Origin of the sequence: Woronichinia naegeliana WA131, from assembly GCA_025370055.1 — a bacterium.
GTDB lineage: Bacteria > Cyanobacteriota > Cyanobacteriia > Cyanobacteriales > Microcystaceae > Woronichinia > Woronichinia naegeliana.
Genome location: CP073041.1, coordinates 962,535 through 979,353 on the forward strand (window position 1 = coordinate 962,535; position 16,819 = coordinate 979,353).

Annotated in this window: 11 protein-coding genes, 1 tRNA gene and 6 pseudogenes; 8 read left to right on the top strand and 10 right to left on the bottom strand. The window is 39.2% G+C overall.

The features are described 5' to 3' along the window. Window positions 1-364 precede the first annotated feature (364 nt). Window positions 365-1,084, top strand: a complete 720-nt coding sequence (locus KA717_05100) for an IS1634 family transposase (GenBank protein ID UXE62219.1) — start codon at window positions 365-367, stop codon at window positions 1,082-1,084. Here the strand turns inward: KA717_05100 and KA717_05105 are convergent. Then, window positions 1,057-2,338 (bottom strand): annotated as a pseudogene (locus tag KA717_05105) (ISKra4 family transposase). The gene KA717_05100 and the pseudogene KA717_05105 overlap by 28 nt on opposite strands. A 456-nt stretch (window positions 2,339-2,794) precedes the next feature. Between KA717_05105 and KA717_05110 the strand changes: the two are divergent. After that, a complete protein-coding gene (locus tag KA717_05110; protein UXE62220.1) occupies window positions 2,795-3,754 on the top strand; it encodes an IS630 family transposase in 960 nt (319 codons plus the stop codon). A gap of 159 nt (window positions 3,755-3,913) precedes the next feature. Then, window positions 3,914-4,099, top strand: a pseudogene (locus KA717_05115) (IS630 family transposase). Here the strand turns inward: KA717_05115 and KA717_05120 are convergent. The 5 genes from KA717_05120 to KA717_05140 all read right to left on the bottom strand — a co-directional run bounded on the left by KA717_05120 (window position 4,086) and on the right by KA717_05140 (window position 7,967). After that, window positions 4,086-4,958, bottom strand: coding sequence for a hypothetical protein (locus tag KA717_05120; GenBank protein ID UXE62221.1), 873 nt, complete (start codon window positions 4,956-4,958; stop codon window positions 4,086-4,088). The pseudogene KA717_05115 and the gene KA717_05120 overlap by 14 nt on opposite strands. Further along, on the bottom strand, window positions 4,924-5,352 hold the full coding sequence (locus KA717_05125; protein UXE62222.1) for a hypothetical protein: 429 nt from the start codon (window positions 5,350-5,352) through the stop codon (window positions 4,924-4,926). Before KA717_05125 ends, KA717_05120 begins: the two co-directional genes overlap by 35 nt. Before the next feature lie 67 nt (window positions 5,353-5,419). Further along, the gene (locus KA717_05130; protein UXE62223.1) at window positions 5,420-5,599 is read right to left on the bottom strand and encodes a hypothetical protein; all 180 of its coding nucleotides are present in this window, start codon (window positions 5,597-5,599) and stop codon (window positions 5,420-5,422) included. A gap of 501 nt (window positions 5,600-6,100) precedes the next feature. Next, window positions 6,101-6,475, bottom strand: coding sequence for a hypothetical protein (locus tag KA717_05135; GenBank protein UXE62224.1), 375 nt, complete (start codon window positions 6,473-6,475; stop codon window positions 6,101-6,103). 211 nt (window positions 6,476-6,686) lie between these two features. After that, window positions 6,687-7,967 (bottom strand): ISKra4 family transposase, encoded by a 1,281-nt coding sequence (locus tag KA717_05140; GenBank protein UXE64554.1) that lies wholly within the window; start codon window positions 7,965-7,967, stop codon window positions 6,687-6,689. 222 nt (window positions 7,968-8,189) lie between these two features. Here KA717_05140 and KA717_05145 point away from each other — a divergent pair, with 222 nt between their 5' ends. Further along, window positions 8,190-8,429 carry a hypothetical protein gene (locus KA717_05145; GenBank protein UXE62225.1) on the top strand — a complete coding sequence of 80 codons (240 nt, stop codon included), beginning with the start codon at window positions 8,190-8,192 and terminating at the stop codon, window positions 8,427-8,429. Here the strand turns inward: KA717_05145 and KA717_05150 are convergent. After that, window positions 8,402-9,683 (bottom strand): annotated as a pseudogene (locus KA717_05150) (ISKra4 family transposase). The gene KA717_05145 and the pseudogene KA717_05150 overlap by 28 nt on opposite strands. A gap of 509 nt (window positions 9,684-10,192) precedes the next feature. On the opposite strand from KA717_05150, the gene KA717_05155 reads away from it, so the two are divergent. Then, window positions 10,193-11,407 (top strand): type IV pilus twitching motility protein PilT, encoded by a 1,215-nt coding sequence (locus KA717_05155; GenBank protein UXE62226.1) that lies wholly within the window; start codon window positions 10,193-10,195, stop codon window positions 11,405-11,407. A gap of 183 nt (window positions 11,408-11,590) precedes the next feature. On the opposite strand, the pseudogene KA717_05160 reads toward KA717_05155, so the two are convergent. Together KA717_05160 and KA717_05165 are read right to left on the bottom strand one after the other, a co-directional pair. Then, window positions 11,591-12,450 (bottom strand): annotated as a pseudogene (locus KA717_05160) (IS630 family transposase). 197 nt (window positions 12,451-12,647) lie between these two features. Further along, a pseudogene (locus KA717_05165) lies at window positions 12,648-12,836 on the bottom strand (transposase). A 160-nt stretch (window positions 12,837-12,996) separates the two neighbouring features. On the opposite strand from KA717_05165, the pseudogene KA717_05170 reads away from it, so the two are divergent. From KA717_05170 to KA717_05180, 3 genes and pseudogenes are all read left to right on the top strand, one after another. Further along, window positions 12,997-14,054: pseudogene (locus tag KA717_05170) on the top strand (ISKra4 family transposase). A gap of 671 nt (window positions 14,055-14,725) precedes the next feature. Next, window positions 14,726-15,835, top strand: a complete 1,110-nt coding sequence (locus KA717_05175; protein UXE62227.1) for a pentapeptide repeat-containing protein — start codon at window positions 14,726-14,728, stop codon at window positions 15,833-15,835. A gap of 10 nt (window positions 15,836-15,845) precedes the next feature. Continuing rightward, window positions 15,846-15,918 (top strand) — tRNA-Arg (locus tag KA717_05180). Window positions 15,919-15,947: 29 nt separating this feature from the next. Here KA717_05180 and KA717_05185 read toward each other — a convergent pair. Next, window positions 15,948-16,805, bottom strand: coding sequence for an ion transporter (locus tag KA717_05185; protein UXE62228.1), 858 nt, complete (start codon window positions 16,803-16,805; stop codon window positions 15,948-15,950). Between the last annotated feature and the right edge of the window lie 14 nt (window positions 16,806-16,819).

Consider the following 16,819-nt stretch of genomic DNA (forward strand, 5'->3'; position numbering starts at 1 on the left):
ATATAATGACAATAATAATAGTATAATAAAAACGGGCCGATGTCTAGTCTTAAACTATTTTTCTATTTTCTCAAAGCCTTACGCCATAACTTTTTCCAACTTTGATCAGACGATACCAGTTCCGATTAACAAGATTGAACAGGAAACCAAAGGGAAGTCCAGCAATGATTAAGTTCAGCGACCTTGAGCAAGCTTAAAGCCTTACTACTGTTAATGCTCCAACCCACATTCCGCAGGTTATCGAAGAGGAGCACTAGTTCACGCGAGCTAGTATCGGTACTTGTGCATTGATTTCGGGCAAGGATAAAAAATGTTAATAAAGTTCTAAAATGGAGTCTTGTCTTAGATAGAATCAACAGTAAAAATGAATAACCTAAATATTAAAGACCTCGACCACTTAGGAATCGTAGCGGGAATTATAGATGAAATGGGTTTAGTAGAAATTATCGATGAGGAAGTGGGAACTCATCCTCAAGAAAAGCTCAGTGTAGGTACAATAGTAAAAGCAATGATATTAAACTGCTTAGGATGTATCAATGCTCCGTTATATTTGTTGAGTGAATTTTTTAAAGGAAAAGCATTAGAACACCTATTAGGAGAAGGAATAAAAGCAGAAGATTTAAATGATGACAAGCTAGGAAGGTCATTGGATAAGGTATTTGGAGTGGGGGTAAAAAAACTGTTCACGAAAATAGTCCTAAAAGCGGCAGCAATCTTTGGAATAGAACAAAAGTCAAAGCATTTAGACTCAACCTCAATGTCTGTACAAGGGAAGTATAAGGAAAGGATAGAAGATGAGGAAGACGAGCAGACAAAAGCCATAAAAATAAAATTTGGTTATTCCAGAGATAAACGACCAGACCTAAAACAGTTTATGTTAAATATGATATGTAGTGGAGATGGTGGTGTCCCTCTCTTTATGCAATTAGGAGATGGCAATGAATCGGATAAAAAGGTGTTTCCCCAGATAATCAAAGACTGTCAAGAAACGTTGAATATGGAAGGTTTATCGGTGATTGCTGGGGTACGACCTTTAGTTGATAAAAGCTGTTGTAATCAGGGTTCTACAGGGAACCCATATTGATCAAGTTTTGCCCAAAATTGACTCCATCGTTCCTTGGTCAATACCAAAGCTCGTAGGCTCAAAATAATTCCTGCTCCTTTTTCCTTCCATCGCATCCCTGAACAACATAATCGTTGTTTGACCAACGTCTTACAAGCTGCTTCCGTAACACCTGAACCAATCGGATACTTTTTCTCTATGTATTCAGCATAATCCATTTGATGCTGATGATTCTCGTAATAAGTAATCGCCGCTTGTAGTTTCTCGGTAAGATTCTTAGAATGACTTTTTTCTTCTTTGACTTCTTTCATCAGATTTAGCAGTTCTCCTGCTTTTCCTTTTTCATGCTTGAGTTCTCGACAATTTTCAGTCAACCATTCTTTTTGTTTTGACACGGTATTCGGATGCAACGCTTCTGCCAAGGCACCTAAGTAACCAGAGGCATGATAGAAATCTAATATCTGTTCTTCCGTTTGCTTTTCTAAAAACTTCCAATTTGATTCTGCCCCGTCTGCTATCCCGACCAATGTTGCCTCTGGATAACGGTTTTTCGCTCGCTCAATTTCTCTTTCTAATCTTTCTAGAAAACTCTTTTTTCCATACTCTGGTGCCGCACCTAGATAGATTGTAGGTTGACGTTCGCCTTCACTATCGTATAGGGAAACGGTTCCCACCATTGCTTCACGGTAGCCATCCTCACACATCAGCATACAGGTTCCATCTAATCCTATTCCCACTGTTGCAATTTGGCTATCCTCCTTGGGCGGGGCATAACTCCACGCTTCTTCTTTTGCCTGTACCACACTTCCTACTGCTTCACTCAATCTTTGGATATAGGATAGCGCTACTTTTCTACCATGATTTTCTAATAAATCATTTTTCACCTCTTTGCCTGCCATCCCTGACATTTTTGAGGATACCTGTTTTGCCAATAATGGCGTTGATGTTATGATTATCCTTGCTTCTCTTTCTAAGGGGCAATACGTTTTTCCTCAAAGGTGAACGCTGATATACATGACGATTCACTATAACCTCACCATAAGGTGTTTGATATTCTTTCGGTTGCTCTCCCTTACTCTTCCAGATTTCTTCACCGATTTTTAAGGGTGAACCATCTGTATCTAAATATTTCAAGGCTTCTTTGCTGGCGATGCAACCTACTTCGTTTAAGCCTTTTTGAATATTTATTTCTGTATCCAACATTGAACGACTGAGTTCTAATGTTAGTTCTATTTTTATCTTTGAACCCTCTACATTAATTAGTTTTGCTGTCATCATTGTTTCCTCTTTGTCACTTTTCATCCCATGTTAACACTTTTCTTTTCCTTCATCAACTAAAGGTCACACCCCTTTGTTAGGGTGCGACCTTTAGTTGATAAAAGCTGTTGTAATCAGGGTTCTACAGGGAACCCATATTGATCAAGTTTTGCCCAAAATTGACTCCATCGTTCCTTCGTCAATCAGCAATTCTAAATTTGCGCTGTAGCAAGGGTTTCAGGTTTTAGTTCGCGTAATACGGGGGAAAATTCAACGGGATTAACAAGTTCATTTTACGAGTCTTCAAGCTTTTAGGCACAATAGTACATCTAGGATTGCCCCAAAAACCCCTTTAAAATGTTCTTTAAATCCCTAAAAGGCTTGCTGTGTCTAAAACTGAGAATTGCTGTTCGTCAATAAGCTGTCATCACTCTAAGTGGATATAAGGTAGGATATATAGACTTACTTTTTTGTATGACTATGCTGACGTTAAACTTCTTAGACCAAAAGACCAAGAAAGAGCTACAAAAAGCCCTTAAAACGGAAGAGCACGCAGTTACAAGAGAGAGAATATTGATTATGTTACTGAGAAATGAAGGAAAAACGTATGATGAAATATCAGGATTATTAGGATGTTGCAAACGACAAGTGTGGTACTGGTATAATAATGGAAATCCGAAAGAGATAGAAAGCTTAAGAGACAAAAGAAAAAAAGGAAATCACAGGAAAGTAACAGAAGAATACATAGAGAAATTGACGGAGATAATAATCAAAGAGCCTGAAGAGTTTGGATATGAATTTGGACGTTGGACAGTAGCAAGACTATCAACTCATATGGAAAAAGAAACGGGTATATTGTTAGGAAATACACAACTTAGAAATATGCTTAAAAAAAAGCGATTTGTCTACATCTGGGCAAAATATAGTCTAGAAGATAAACAAGATGAGCAAAAAAGAGAGGAATTTAGAAAGAAAGTTGAAGAGTACAAGAAGCTTTTGAAAGAAAAGCCAGAATCAATCCAGATATGGTTTTGGGATGAAAGTGGCTTCAGCTTAAGAATAATACGGAGAAAACATTGGACAAAAAAAGGAAAGCGTAAAAAAGTGAGGGGAGATAGAAGAAAAGGAAGAGTCAATGTAATGGGTGGTATTAGATATACTGACAAAAAACGGTGGGTTGATTTGATTCCCACTGGTAACTCTCAGAACTTCAAGAGTGTATTATTAAAATTTTACAAAGACATACAAAGAGAATGGATAGAACAAGGAAATAAAAAAGAAGACTTTGAAAAGAATGGTCTGAAGATTGTGATTATTTTAGATAATGCGAGCTTCCACAAAAAGCAAGAAATTCTAGACGAGAGCACGGAAGAAATGCCAAACATTATTTTGGAGTTTTTACCCCCCTATAGTCCTAGGGCTGATTCATTCTAACAAATCTCAATCAATCAAATCCTTATCTGGCAAGGTTTTAAGGCGATTTCTCAGAATAAATATCTGAAAATTTTTAAAAATACCTTACTTTGCTTACCCCATAAGCGATTGAAGAGAGACAAAAAAGGAATCAAACCAGAGAATGAATCAGCCCTACCCTATAGTCCCGATTATAATTTAATGGAATTGGTATGGCATTCAGCAAAAGAATATATTGCAAATAAATTATTCAAATCAATTGAAGAATTAGAATCTCTCATCCATAAACTTCTTAATGAAGGTGGATTGACAATATGTTGGGGACGTAAAATCAAAAACAAGGGCTCAAGTATTATTGCAAGTTAAACTGATGACAGCTTACCAAAGCTCGTAGGCTCAAAATAATTCCTGCTCCTTTTTCCTTCCATCGCATCCCTGAACAACATAATCGTTGTTTGACCAACGTCTTACAAGCTGCTTCCGTAACACCTGAACCAATCGGATACTTTTTCTCTAAGTATTCAGCATAATCCATTTGATGCTGATGATTCTCGTAATAAGTAATCGCTGCTTGTAGTTTCTCGGTAAGATTCTTAGAATGACTTTTTTCTTCTTTGACTTCTTTCATCAGATTTAGCAGTTCTCCTGCTTTTCCTTTTTCATGCTTGAGTTCTCGACAATTTTCAGTCAACCATTCTTTTTGTTTTGACACGGTATTCGGATGCAACGCTTCTGCCAAGGCACCTAAGTAACCAGAGGCATGATAGAAATCTAATATCTGTTCTTCCGTTTGCTTTTCTAAAAACTTCCAATTTGATTCTGCCCCGTCTGCTATCCCGACCAATGTTGCCTCTGGATAACGGTTTTTCGCTCGCTCAATTTCTCTTTCCAATCTTTCTAGAAAACTCTTTTTTCCATACTCTGGTGCCGCACCTAGATAGATTGTATGTTGACGTTCGCCTTCACTATCGTATAGGGAAACGGTTCCCACCATTGCTTCACGGTAGCCATCCTCACACATCAGCATACAGGTTCCATCTAATCCTATTCCCACTGTTGCAATTTGGCTATCCTCCTTGGGCGGGGCATAACTCCACGCTTCTTCTTTTGCCTGTACCACACTTCCTACTGCTTCACTCAATCTTTGGATATAGGATAGCGCTACTTTTCTACCATGATTTTCTAATAAATCATTTTTCACCTCTTTGCCTGCCATCCCTGACATTTTTGAGGATACCTGTTTTGCCAATAATGGCGTTGATGTTATGATTATCCTTGCTTCTCTTTCTAAGGGGCAATACGTTTTTCCTCAAAGGTGAACGCTGATATACATGACGATTCACTATAACCTCACCATAAGGTGTTTGATATTCTTTCGGTTGCTCTCCCTTACTCTTCCAGATTTCTTCACCGATTTTTAAGGGTGAACCATCTGTATCTAAATATTTCAAGGCTTCTTTGCTGGCGATGCAACCTACTTCGTTTAAGCCTTTTTGAATATTTATTTCTGTATCCAACATTGAACGACTGAGTTCTAATGTTAGTTCTATTTTTATCTTTGAACCCTCTACATTAATTAGTTTTGCTGTCATCATTGTTTCCTCTTTGTCACTTTTCATCTCATGTTAACACTTTTCTTTTCCTTCATCAACTAAAGGTCACACCCCTTTGTTACCTCAGTAGCTGTTACACTCCCTCCGAACGATTACCTTCGTTTAAGCCTTTTTGAATATTTATTTCTGTATCCAACATTGAACGACTGAGTTCTAATGCTGGTTGACTGACAAAACATGGCTCACTAACCCCTGAAACCCTTAGCTGACAAGGATTACAGGCGAGACAAAGCCATAAAACGATCTTGATCACCTAAAACCCTTGCTAGAAGGGGCTTTGAGTGGCATCAAGGCAAACTTTTGTCAGTCAATCAGGTTCTAATGTTAGTTCTATTTTTACCTTTGAATCCTCTACATTAATTAGTTTTGCTGTCATCATTGTTTCCTCTTTTTCACTTTTCATCTCATGTTAACACTTTTTTCTCCCTTCATCAAATAAAGGTCACACCCTGCCAAATTTAGGAAGTTGTTTTCCCCCTAAAAGGATAATTCCATCAAGTTTCAATAAAAAACCCGGCACGGGCCGGGGATACTAGCTTAGCAAAAATAAATTTGGAACGATTTTGCGTCGTTTCAGCGATCACTGTAATTGTTAAGAGCCGAAAAACATCATTCTTTAATTAAATACGCCTGATGTGAGTTGGAGCATGGAATGGCGTAAACTCGTTTAATTGATGCTTTCTCTAATTAAAGGGGGGGCTAAAACCCTTGCTGACTACTAGGTTATTTTAACTCACATCAGACGTTAAATAGATTATTGAATCAATCCGCAGGTCAGAGGACAAGCCGCATATACCGTCGTATGTTTAGGGCTAGATTGGCCATGTAGCCAGCTAAGCCAACGGACTTCTTGAGGATTAATTCCTTTTGCCGTTAGAATACCTGCTCCGACTAGAACAGCCAGAATATTACCGCCAAATAAGCTTCCAGAGACTAAAAGAACGGCACTTATGGGTAGAACAGATTGCAAAACCACTGTGGCTAAAACACCAACAGTTGCCATCAAAACTACCAACGGAAAGCCAACCACTAACCAACAAACGGTTAGGGTAAATGTCCAAACAAGGAAACTTCTCAAAACAACCCAGGAATGGATATTTCCCAAACCGTCTCTAGAGGACAGTTCCATCAGATTTTCTCCAGCAATAACAACAACATAACAACCGCTTCCCCCACAACTCTCTCGGAATTGGAGTGCGTAAAAACAAGTATAGGCAATCTGCAAGGAAAAATGAGCGAATTGTAATATAAATTAATATTTTGGGCTTGACAATTGGGGATAGCTTAAGCGTAACTCCGTTCTATCGGGTGCGACCTTTAGTTGATAAAAGCTGTTGTAATCAGGGTTCTACAGGGAACCCATATTGATCAAGTTTTGCCCAAAATTGACTCCATCGTTCCTTGGTCAATACCAAAGCTCGTAGGCTCAAAATAATTCCTGCTCCTTTTTCCTTCCATCGCATCCCTGAACAACATAATCGTTGTTTGACCAACGTCTTACAAGCTGCTTCCGTAACACCTGAACCAATCGGATACTTTTTCTCTAAGTATTCAGCATAATCCATTTGATGCTGATGATTCTCGTAATAAGTAATCGCCGCTTGTAGTTTCTCGGTAAGATTCTTAGAATGACTTTTTTCTTCTTTGACTTCTTTCATCAGATTTAGCAGTTCTCCTGCTTTTCCTTTTTCATGCTTGAGTTCTCGACAATTTTCAGTCAACCATTCTTTTTGTTTTGACACTGTATTCGGATGCAACGCTTCTGCCAAGGCACCTAAGTAACCAGAGGCATGATAGAAATCTAATATCTGTTCTTCCGTTTGCTTTTCTAAAAACTTCCAATTTGATTCTGCCCCGTCTGCTATCCCGACCAATGTTGCCTCTGGATAACGTTTTTTCGCTCGCTCAATTTCTCTTTCTAATCTTTCTAGAAAACTCTTTTTTCCATACTCTGGTGCCGCACCTAGATAGATTGTATGTTGACGTTCTCCCTCACTATCGTATAGGGAAACGGTTCCCACCATTGCTTCACGGTAGCCATCCTCACACATCAGCATACAGGTTCCATCTAATCCTATTCCCACTGTTGCAATTTGGCTATCCTCCTTGGGCGGGGCATAACTCCACGCTTCTTCTTTTGCCTGTACCACACTTCCTACTGCTTCACTCAATCTTTGGATATAGGATAGCGCTACTTTTCTACCATGATTTTCTAATAAATCATTTTTCACCTCTTTGCCTGCCATCCCTGACATTTTTGAGGATACCTGTTTTGCCAATAATGGCGTTGATGTTATGATTATCCTTGCTTCTCTTTCTAAGGGGCAATACGTTTTTCCTCCTACTGAACGCTGATATACATGACGATTCACTATAACCTCACCATAAGGTGTTTGATATTCTTTCGGTTGCTCTCCCTTACTCTTCCAGATTTCTTCACCGATTTTTAAGGGTGAACCATCTGTATCTAAATATTTCAAGGCTTCTTTGCTGGCGATGCAACCTACTTCGTTTAAGCCTTTTTGAATATTTATTTCTGTATCCAACATTGAACGACTGAGTTCTAATGTTAGTTCTATTTTTATCTTTGAACCCTCTACATTAATTAGTTTTGCTGTCATCATTGTTTCCTCTTTGTCACTTTTCATCTCATGTTAACACTTTTCTTTTCCTTCATCAACTAAAAGTCGCACCCATGTGAATCATTCCTAGAACATCAAAGACAACTGCATAGTCGCAACGGTAGGGATAATCTTCAAACTCTATTCGGTGCCATCAAAATACCTAGTGACAATCAAATCCGCAATATCCTGGATAAAATCAAAGCCAATTCGTTATTTGTGGTGTTTAGTGACATTTATCAACTACTAAAGACCAGAGGAATATTGACTCGGTATGAGGTGTTAGACAAGCAATTACTAATTCCGCTAGATGGCACAGAGTATTTCTCCTCCCAAAATATCCACTGTGAGCAATGTTCCCATCGAACCCATAAAAACGGGACAGTGACTTACTTTCATTGGGTGCGACCTTTAGTTGATAAAAGCTGTTGTAATCAGGGTTCTACAGGGAACCCATATTGATCAAGTTTTGCCCAAAATTGACTCCATCGTTCCTTGGTCAATACCAAAGCTCGTAGGCTCAAAATAATTCCTGCTCCTTTTTCCTTCCATCGCATTCCTGAACAACATAATCGTTGTTTGACCAACGTCTTACAAGCTGCTTCCGTAACACCTGAACCAATCGGATACTTTTTCTCTAAGTATTCAGCATAATCCATTTGATGCTGATGATTCTCGTAATAAGTAATCGCCGCTTGTAGTTTCTCGGTAAGATTCTTAGAATGACTTTTTTCTTCTTTGACTTCTTTCATCAGATTTAGCAGTTCTCCTGCTTTTCCTTTTTCATGCTTGAGTTCTCGACAATTTTCAGTCAACCATTCTTTTTGTTTTGACACGGTATTCGGATGCAACGCTTCTGCCAACGCTCCTAAGTAACCAGAGGCATGATAGAAATCTAATATCTGTTCTTCCGTCTGCTTTTCTAAAAACTTCCAATTTGATTCTGCACCATCTGCTATACCGACAAATTTTGCCTCTGGATAACGGTTTTTCGCTCGCTCAATTTCTCTTTCCAATCTTTCTAGAAAACTCTTTTTTCCGTACTCTGGTGCCGCACCTAGATAGATTGTCTGTTGACGTTCTCCCTCACTATCGTATAGGGAAACGGTTCCCACCATTGCTTCACGGTAGCCATCCTCACACATCAGCATACAGGTTCCATCTAATCCTATTCCCACTGTTGCAATTTGGCTATCCTCCTTGGGCGGGGCATAACTCCACGCTTCTTCTTTTGCCTGTACCACACTTCCTACTGCTTCACTCAATCTTTGGATATAGGATAGCGCTACTTTTCTACCATGATTTTCTAATAAATCATTTTTCACCTCTTTGCCTGCCATCCCTGACATTTTTGAGGATACCTGTTTTGCCAATAATGGCGTTGATGTTATGATTATCCTTGCTTCTCTTTCTAAGGGGCAATACGTTTTTCCTCAAAGGTGAACGCTGATATACATGACGATTCACTATAACCTCACCATAAGGTGTTTGATATTCTTTCGGTTGCTCTCCCTTACTCTTCCAGATTTCTTCACCGATTTTTAAGGGTGAACCATCTGTATCTAAATATTTCAAGGCTTCTTTGCTGGCGATGCAACCTACTTCGTTTAAGCCTTTTTGAATATTTATTTCTGTATCCAACATTGAACGACTGAGTTCTAATGTTAGTTCTATTTTTATCTTTGAACCCTCTACATTAATTAGTTTTGCTGTCATCATTGTTTCCTCTTTGTCACTTTTCATCTCATGTTAACACTTTTCTTTTCCTTCATCAACTAAAGGTCACACCCGTTCTATCTTTAAGCTGTGTTAAAAGGCGTTAAAGCACATTCAAGACCATTTTAACTAAAAACCTATCTATTAGGGATTATGTATTCCTTGATCCCCGTGGCCAAACAGAAAAGTTTTTTCTCTCGTTTGGGTTGTGTCCTGTATTTTCTGTGAGCAAGGTTAACATTTCTTTACAATATGCTGAGAACTTCTCATTTCAGAGCCAGAAAATTTGGGCTGTTAGACTTCGATAGAGGAAAGATCCAGGGTTAACCCGCATAAAATTAAGTTTTTCGGCTGATTGCCAACGAACGTTAGTTATATTTCAAGATTTGGGAATATTAGCTTCGAGAAGAGGAAAGTTCCCTTATCCTAAAGTTTAAGGAGAATTTTGATGTTCTTTCCCAGAATAATACGTAAACTCCTGCCTTGTATCAAAATTTGGTGCTTGTCCTATGGTTCAATCTCCTCGTCCTGCTGCTCCGCCTCTGCCACCCTTACCGATGGTGGAAAATATCCCCAAGGCTCCTCCCATGCCACCGCCAGTTGCTCCACCGGCAGTATCAAATGTCTCAACAGGAACACCTCGTTCTACGGGACGCGCTGCCGGACAGCCTAGTTTAGCGGAATTAATTCGCATGGCCTTTGATGAAGGATATTCGGATGTGCATTTGGGCGTAGGGGAAATTCCTCGGATGCGCGATCGCGGTGAAATGTTGGCGTTGGCCTATCCTGAGGTTGATCTACCGACCTTTATGAGTTGGTTGCGGGAAATTCTGAGTGAAGATGAGATCCAAAAATTTCAGCGAGAATTGGAATTTGATGGCGCGACTCAGTATGATTTTGCCCGGGTCCGGATCAATGTCTTTGGCAGTTTGCGAGGCCCAGCAATGGTATTGCGACTCATTCCGCTCAAAATTCTGACGATGGAGCAGTTGAGGCTTCCTGAAATACTAAGAACGGTGTCTGATTCCCATAAAGGACTGATTCTTGTCACCGGGCCAACGGGTTCAGGGAAATCCACAACCATGGCCGCAATGGTGGATTACATCAATAAGGAACACTCGAAACATATTATTACCATTGAAGATCCGGTGGAATTTGTGCATCAAAGTCGGCGATCGCTGGTCAAACAACGGGAAGTGGGGATGCACACCCATAAATTTGACAATGCCCTCAAAGCGGCTTTACGGGAAGACCCCGATATTATTCTGGTGGGGGAAATGCGGGACAAGGAAACGGTCAATACGGCCCTGAAAGCAGCCCAAACGGGCCACTTGGTCATGGGAACGCTCCATACGAATAGTGCGATTAAAACGCTAGAACGGGTTTTAACCCTCTATACAGCAGAAGAACAACCGGCGATGCGAACGGCTCTTGCAGAATCTTTAGTCGCCATTATTGCCCAGGGACTATGTTGCACAACCGATGGTAAACGGGCTGGTTTCCATGACATTCTGATCAATACAGAAACGGTGAAAGATTATGTTCGTCAAGGTAAGTACGAAGAAATGGCCGAGTTAATGAAAGATGGGGAATACGACGGCATGATCACAGCCAACCAATCTCTTTTTAACTTATACAAAGAAGGACGAATCACCGAAGAAACGGCTTTGGAATTGGCCCCTACTCCCAATGAAATCGCTATGATGCTCCGAGGCCGAATCTAACACCCTTAACTTCACTAACTGCTATATAAACTGGCACGAAGCAACAGATTATACCTACCTGTAAATAATTCGTTGATAGATTATCCTGTGAAACGGTACGACAGCAGCAATTCCAAATTCAAACAGTAGTGTAGGATACAGAAGTGATTTTGCTTCTGTCTTTCACAATAAGTTGTCATCAGTTTAACTTGTAATAGTACTTGATCCCTTGTTTTTGATTTTGCGCCCCCAACGGATTGTCAATCCGCCTTCATTAAGAAGTTTTTTGATGAGAGATTCTAATTCCTCAAGTGACTTGAACAATTTTTCGCAATATACTCTTTTGCTGAATGCCATACTAATTCCATTAAATTATAGTCTGGACTGTAAGGTGGTAAAAACTCCAAAATAATGTTTGGCATTTCTTCCCTAATCTCGTCTAGAATTTCTTGCTTTTTGTGAAAGCTTGCATTGTCTAAAATGATCACAATTTTCGGACCATTTTTATGAAAATCTTCCTCTTTATTTCCTTGCTCTATCCATTCTCTTTGTATGTCTTTGTAAAATATCAATAACACACTCTTAAAGTTTTGAGAGTTACCAGTTGTAATAAAATCAACCCACCGTTTTTTGTCAGAATATCTAACGCCGCCTATTACATTGACTCTTCCTTTTCGTCTATCTCCTCTAACTTTTTTTTGCTTTCCTTTTTTTGTCCATTGTTTTCTCCGTATTACTCTTAAACTAAACCCACTTTCATCCCAAAACCATATCTGGATTGACTCCGGCTTTTCTCTCACAAGCTTTTTATACTCATCAAACTTCTTTTTAAACTCCTCTCTTGCTTGCTCATCTTGTTTATCTTCTAGACTATACTTTGCCCAAATATAGACAAATTTCTTTTTTTTTAGAATATTTCTCAGTTGTGTATTGCCTAGTAATATACCTGTTTCTTTTTCCATATGTGTTGCTAATCTTGCTACTGTCCAACGCCCAAATTCATAACCTAACTCTTCCGGCTCTTTGATTATTATTTCGGTCAATTTCTCTATATAGGGCTTGCTGAAAAAGTCAAAAAACGAAAGAAATGTGGGTTAGGGAAGTATGGACTGAAAAAGCATAGATAACTTATCCTTATAGAAACAAATCAAAATACAGATTTTGTTTAATCTATTGTTCCTTTCTGCCTAAAAAGGTCAACACAAATCACTCCTCACAAAAGAGAGGAAAATTAACACCATTTTTCACAAGAAAAACGACTCTACAACTTTTTACTTTTTGTTTTCTTTTTTGTCTTCTGAAGTAGAGTAGAAAGATTCATTACCAAAAAGTTCATCGCAATTACCGTTTCCGAGGTCTCAGGTAGTTTGGCCATCACTCGACCAAGACTAAATTTCCTCTTTCCCTGTCCGAATTTACCCTCAATGGCATTACGCACTCTTTCATCTGAGCGGGGAGCATCTCACTTATGCAATAAGTATTAATACTTATGGGCAGAAAAATAAGACTTTGAACTTTATCGAACTTTATCAAAAAAAGAAATGAGAGTATAATAGTCGAGATCCACTTTCCAAAATCTATCCCAATTGAGGAACAATCTCATGTTATCAGTGTTATCAGAAAATGAAAAAAGGATTCAAGAGTTATGTCAAGAGTTGGGAGAATGTCTCTATCAACAATCTCAAGTTAAAACATTTAATAATTTGGGCGAAATAGAGGAGACTGTCAGAGACTTAATGATTCAGTATGTCAACCCAGAAATAGGTATTTTTTTGTCAAAACAAGTACCGAGGAAACCACAGGTCGGATACGAACAGTAAAAAGTATTTTGGGGGAATTGCCCATTACAGAAAAACAAGCGAAGAAATTAGAACTAAAGCCTCGAACTCAGATGAGTCCAATGTTAGAGAAGAACTGTTTGCTACTGAGTGGCGATGAGTCTTATGAAAAAGCAGCTAAGAAAATCCAATCATTGACGGGAATTGCTGTTTCTCACAGTACGCAACAACGCCTTGTACATCGCTATCATTTTGAAGAATTACCCTCTAACACAGAAGTCGAAGAAATTAGCATAGATGGTGGGAAGGTACGACTCAGAACTCCCAAGGGATAACCCTTAATTTGGCGTGATTATAAAGGAGTCAGTTTTCATCAATTGGGGGTAGCTGCCTTTTTTCAAGATAACTCGGCTTTATTAGATTTGGTTAATTCTCAAATTTTGGCTAAGCCTTTAATTTGTTTGGGAGATGGACATGATGGTATCTGGAACTTATTTCGTGAGATAGGACAGAAACATGAGCGAATTGAAATTTTGGACTGGTATCACTTAATTGAAAACCTCTATAAAGTTGGGGGGTCATTCCAGCGAATTGAGGAGGTCAAGTCTTTTCTTTGGACGGGTGAAGTGGATGCCGCTATCTCCTGTTTTGAGGGATGGTCAGAGCCTCAAGCTGAGAATTTTATCATTTATTTAAACAAGCATAAACATCGGATTGTCAATTATGGTTATTTGCAGGCAGAGGTCATTTCTATTGGCTCTGGCTCTGTCGAATCTCAAGTTAAACAAATTGGTCATCGTCTTAAAATTACTGGTGCGAGTTGGAATTCTGACAATGTACCACAAGTCCTTCGTCATCGCTGTTCCTATTTAAATGATTACCTTTTTTGACTCTTTCATTTACCTCGTTAAGTATTTCTACTTATTGCAAAGGTGAGATGCTCCCGAATGATAATACTCTTCTCCCTCTTTTTCACCATATCTTTCAACTTTAATATAACTTTTTATATGTTCCCAAAAGGAAGCAAACATCACAAAATTCTGGGTTGCTTCATCGTGATTTATCACAGTGTTTCTCAGACATTTACCATCAACGGCTATCCATTCTAATCCCTCCTTGTTGAATAAGATGGCATTTTTTCACTAGGTAGCTTAAAATATTTTGTTAACAAAGCTTGGTTATATTTAGCAAAGTCGCCGATAGCTCTATAGCCAACATAGGACTGCATAATTCCCAGAATAATAATTAAGAGTACAGTCCATAGTTGGTGCCTTCTTCCTTAAGGGTTGCGAAAGTCCTTGACTTTTTTTAATTTTTCGATTAGTCTCAGCATAGAATAAAAAAGATAAGGTAAGCATCTCTCATTTTATATGAGTTTGTTAACCTCACTTTTTTTCTTAGCTGTCGAGAATGAAACAGCCCTAGGTCTAACGGGGGGGGTTTGCCCCTGATGGCGACGTAAAACCAAAAGAATTACGGAGTTCTGGAGGCCGCTGTCAATAAATGATCCGTACTGTACCGAGAGTCAATATTGGGTAGTTCACATTTATTTATGCGAGAAATGCACCTACTGGAAATTCAAAATCCCTATCCAGATTGTGTCTTGATGAATTTGGAGGCATTCCCCCATCCCACTGAAGCCGCCTTGACTTTGGTGTTAAATATTAGTTTTCATGAACAGTGGAAGACGCTATTGGGGGGAAGAATTAAGTTTGGACTGAAAAGAGGGATCTTTAAATTACAGGTAAGAGACTGTGAATTTTTTCCTCAAGCCTCAGAACTGGAGACGGTTTTACAATTTCCCAGTGGCACGGTTAAGGATTTTTCCTGGCAGTTTTCTCCCTTACCTCAAACAGCTTTACTCAAGGCCTCTTCCCAACGTTTGACCCTTGGAACCCTTAAACTTCAAGAACAGCCCTGTCACTTGATTGCGACTTTTGAAATTCGTCCCTCAGGTCTAACAATCACGGATGCGGAGGGATTATGGCGACCAGATATTAGTCCTAATAAACACGCAATTATTGATCGTCTTCTAGCTCGTTATCTTGTTCAGCATTACTTCAGTCCGGCCATAAGTTGGCTTCAGTTGGCGGTTGGTAATTTAGAAAATTGGGATGATTTATTCAGCGATCGCCCTAAAACGAGAGATGAGTCATCCTTAAGCCAGCTTGAAGCGTTAATCCACAAGATTTATGATGCCCCCACCCAGAAGCTTAAAGAACTTTGTCAATTGGCCGGTTTAGAATCCAAACTGGATTTAGCGGGGGGGAATTTTCTCGGTGCGACCCTGAGTGGAGAAGAGTTGAGTCATACGGAATTAGTCGGCTGTAATTTTCGGGGGGCAATTTTAACCGATGCTGATTTTAGTGAATCAGATTTAGACTACGCGATTTTGACTGGGGCCGATCTGAGTGGAGCCTATTTAGAATCGGCTCGATTGCGTTATGCGGATTTTCGCAAAGGAAGTTTGGCTTTGGCGAATCTGATCAGTAGTGATTTAAGCAGGGCCAATCTGCAAGGTACGATTGTCAATAATGCTAATTTTAGTGGCGCGATCGTGACCGATGCCCTATTTGGGGATAATCCTGGGATGACCGTGGAAATGCGTCAAAGTCTGATGGCCAGAGGAGCAAAATTTTTAGCCGATCTTGACTCAGAGGTGTTATCCTAAAGATCGTTGTGGACACGTAGCTCAGTGGATAGAGCATCAGGTTCCGGTCCTGAGGGTCGGGGGTTCGAATCCCTCCGTGTTCGTTTTGTTAGAAAGGGATAAAATAAAATTATCAGTCTTGGGAGATTTTGGCGATCGCTGCCGAATAATCCTCAGTATATTTATTCAGACTAACCGATAATTTTAGCCCACAAATTTTACAGAAATTAGCATCAGCATCGTGGGTTAACAAACCACAGCCACTACAAAACAGGGAAGTTGTGCTACTTGCCTTTAATAACTGTTTAACCAGGTCTCCAATTTGCCAAGGAATCAGAATAATTCCGGTTAAAATCATCATCACCGTTAACAGACGACCGCTTTCAGAGAGCGGGATAATATCACCAAATCCCACTGTCGTCATGGTGACAATCGAATAGTAAAGCGCGTCAAAAAAATTACGGAAAAGGTCTGGATTATGGGGATGTTCAAGCTGATAAATTAAACCTGAATAGATAAAAACGGTCGAGAATAAGACTAGATAAATACGAACAAAGATAATTTGATCTTTAAATTTTAGCTTGACAGCAAAGAGATCACTGTTAGCCAAGCGAATCAGTTTAAGCAGCCGAAACCAGCGAAAAATTCTTAAAAAGCGGATATCAAACCAGCCCAAAAAGAGGGGAATAATGGAAATAAGATCAATGATTGAAAAAAAATCAAAGAAGAATTTCCATCGAGATTTTGCCGCCCACAGTCTTAAACTATATTCTATAGTAAATAAAATCAAAATAATGGTATCTAAGTCATTTAAAAGATCTCGTAGGTTGGGCGAAATAGGATAGGTTTGAATGACAAAGATAATTAGGGAGAAAACTGTTAGTCCTAAAATCGCTAAGTTAATACCGATACTGGTGGGCGTATCGATTTCCTCAAGATAGTTGGCAATTTTATCCCGCAGGTTAGGAGAAAAAAGATTGGGAGTACGCATAGAAAAATAGTTTT

What these genes read in the sequence shown, in the direction of transcription:
- KA717_05110 (UXE62220.1), top strand. Translation starts at nt 2,795, where the DNA reads ATGACTATGCTGACGTTAAACTTCTTAGACCAAAAGACCAAGAAAGAG.
- KA717_05125 (UXE62222.1), bottom strand. Translation starts at nt 5,352, where the DNA reads ATGAAAAGTGACAAAGAGGAAACAATGATGACAGCAAAACTAATTAAT.
- KA717_05175 (UXE62227.1), top strand. Translation starts at nt 14,726, where the DNA reads ATGCACCTACTGGAAATTCAAAATCCCTATCCAGATTGTGTCTTGATG.
- KA717_05135 (UXE62224.1), bottom strand. Translation starts at nt 6,475, where the DNA reads ATGGAACTGTCCTCTAGAGACGGTTTGGGAAATATCCATTCCTGGGTT.
- KA717_05140 (UXE64554.1), bottom strand. Translation starts at nt 7,967, where the DNA reads ATGACAGCAAAACTAATTAATGTAGAGGGTTCAAAGATAAAAATAGAA.
- KA717_05185 (UXE62228.1), bottom strand. Translation starts at nt 16,805, where the DNA reads ATGCGTACTCCCAATCTTTTTTCTCCTAACCTGCGGGATAAAATTGCC.
- KA717_05155 (UXE62226.1), top strand. Translation starts at nt 10,193, where the DNA reads ATGGTTCAATCTCCTCGTCCTGCTGCTCCGCCTCTGCCACCCTTACCG.
- KA717_05100 (UXE62219.1), top strand. Translation starts at nt 365, where the DNA reads ATGAATAACCTAAATATTAAAGACCTCGACCACTTAGGAATCGTAGCG.
- KA717_05120 (UXE62221.1), bottom strand. Translation starts at nt 4,958, where the DNA reads ATGTCAGGGATGGCAGGCAAAGAGGTGAAAAATGATTTATTAGAAAAT.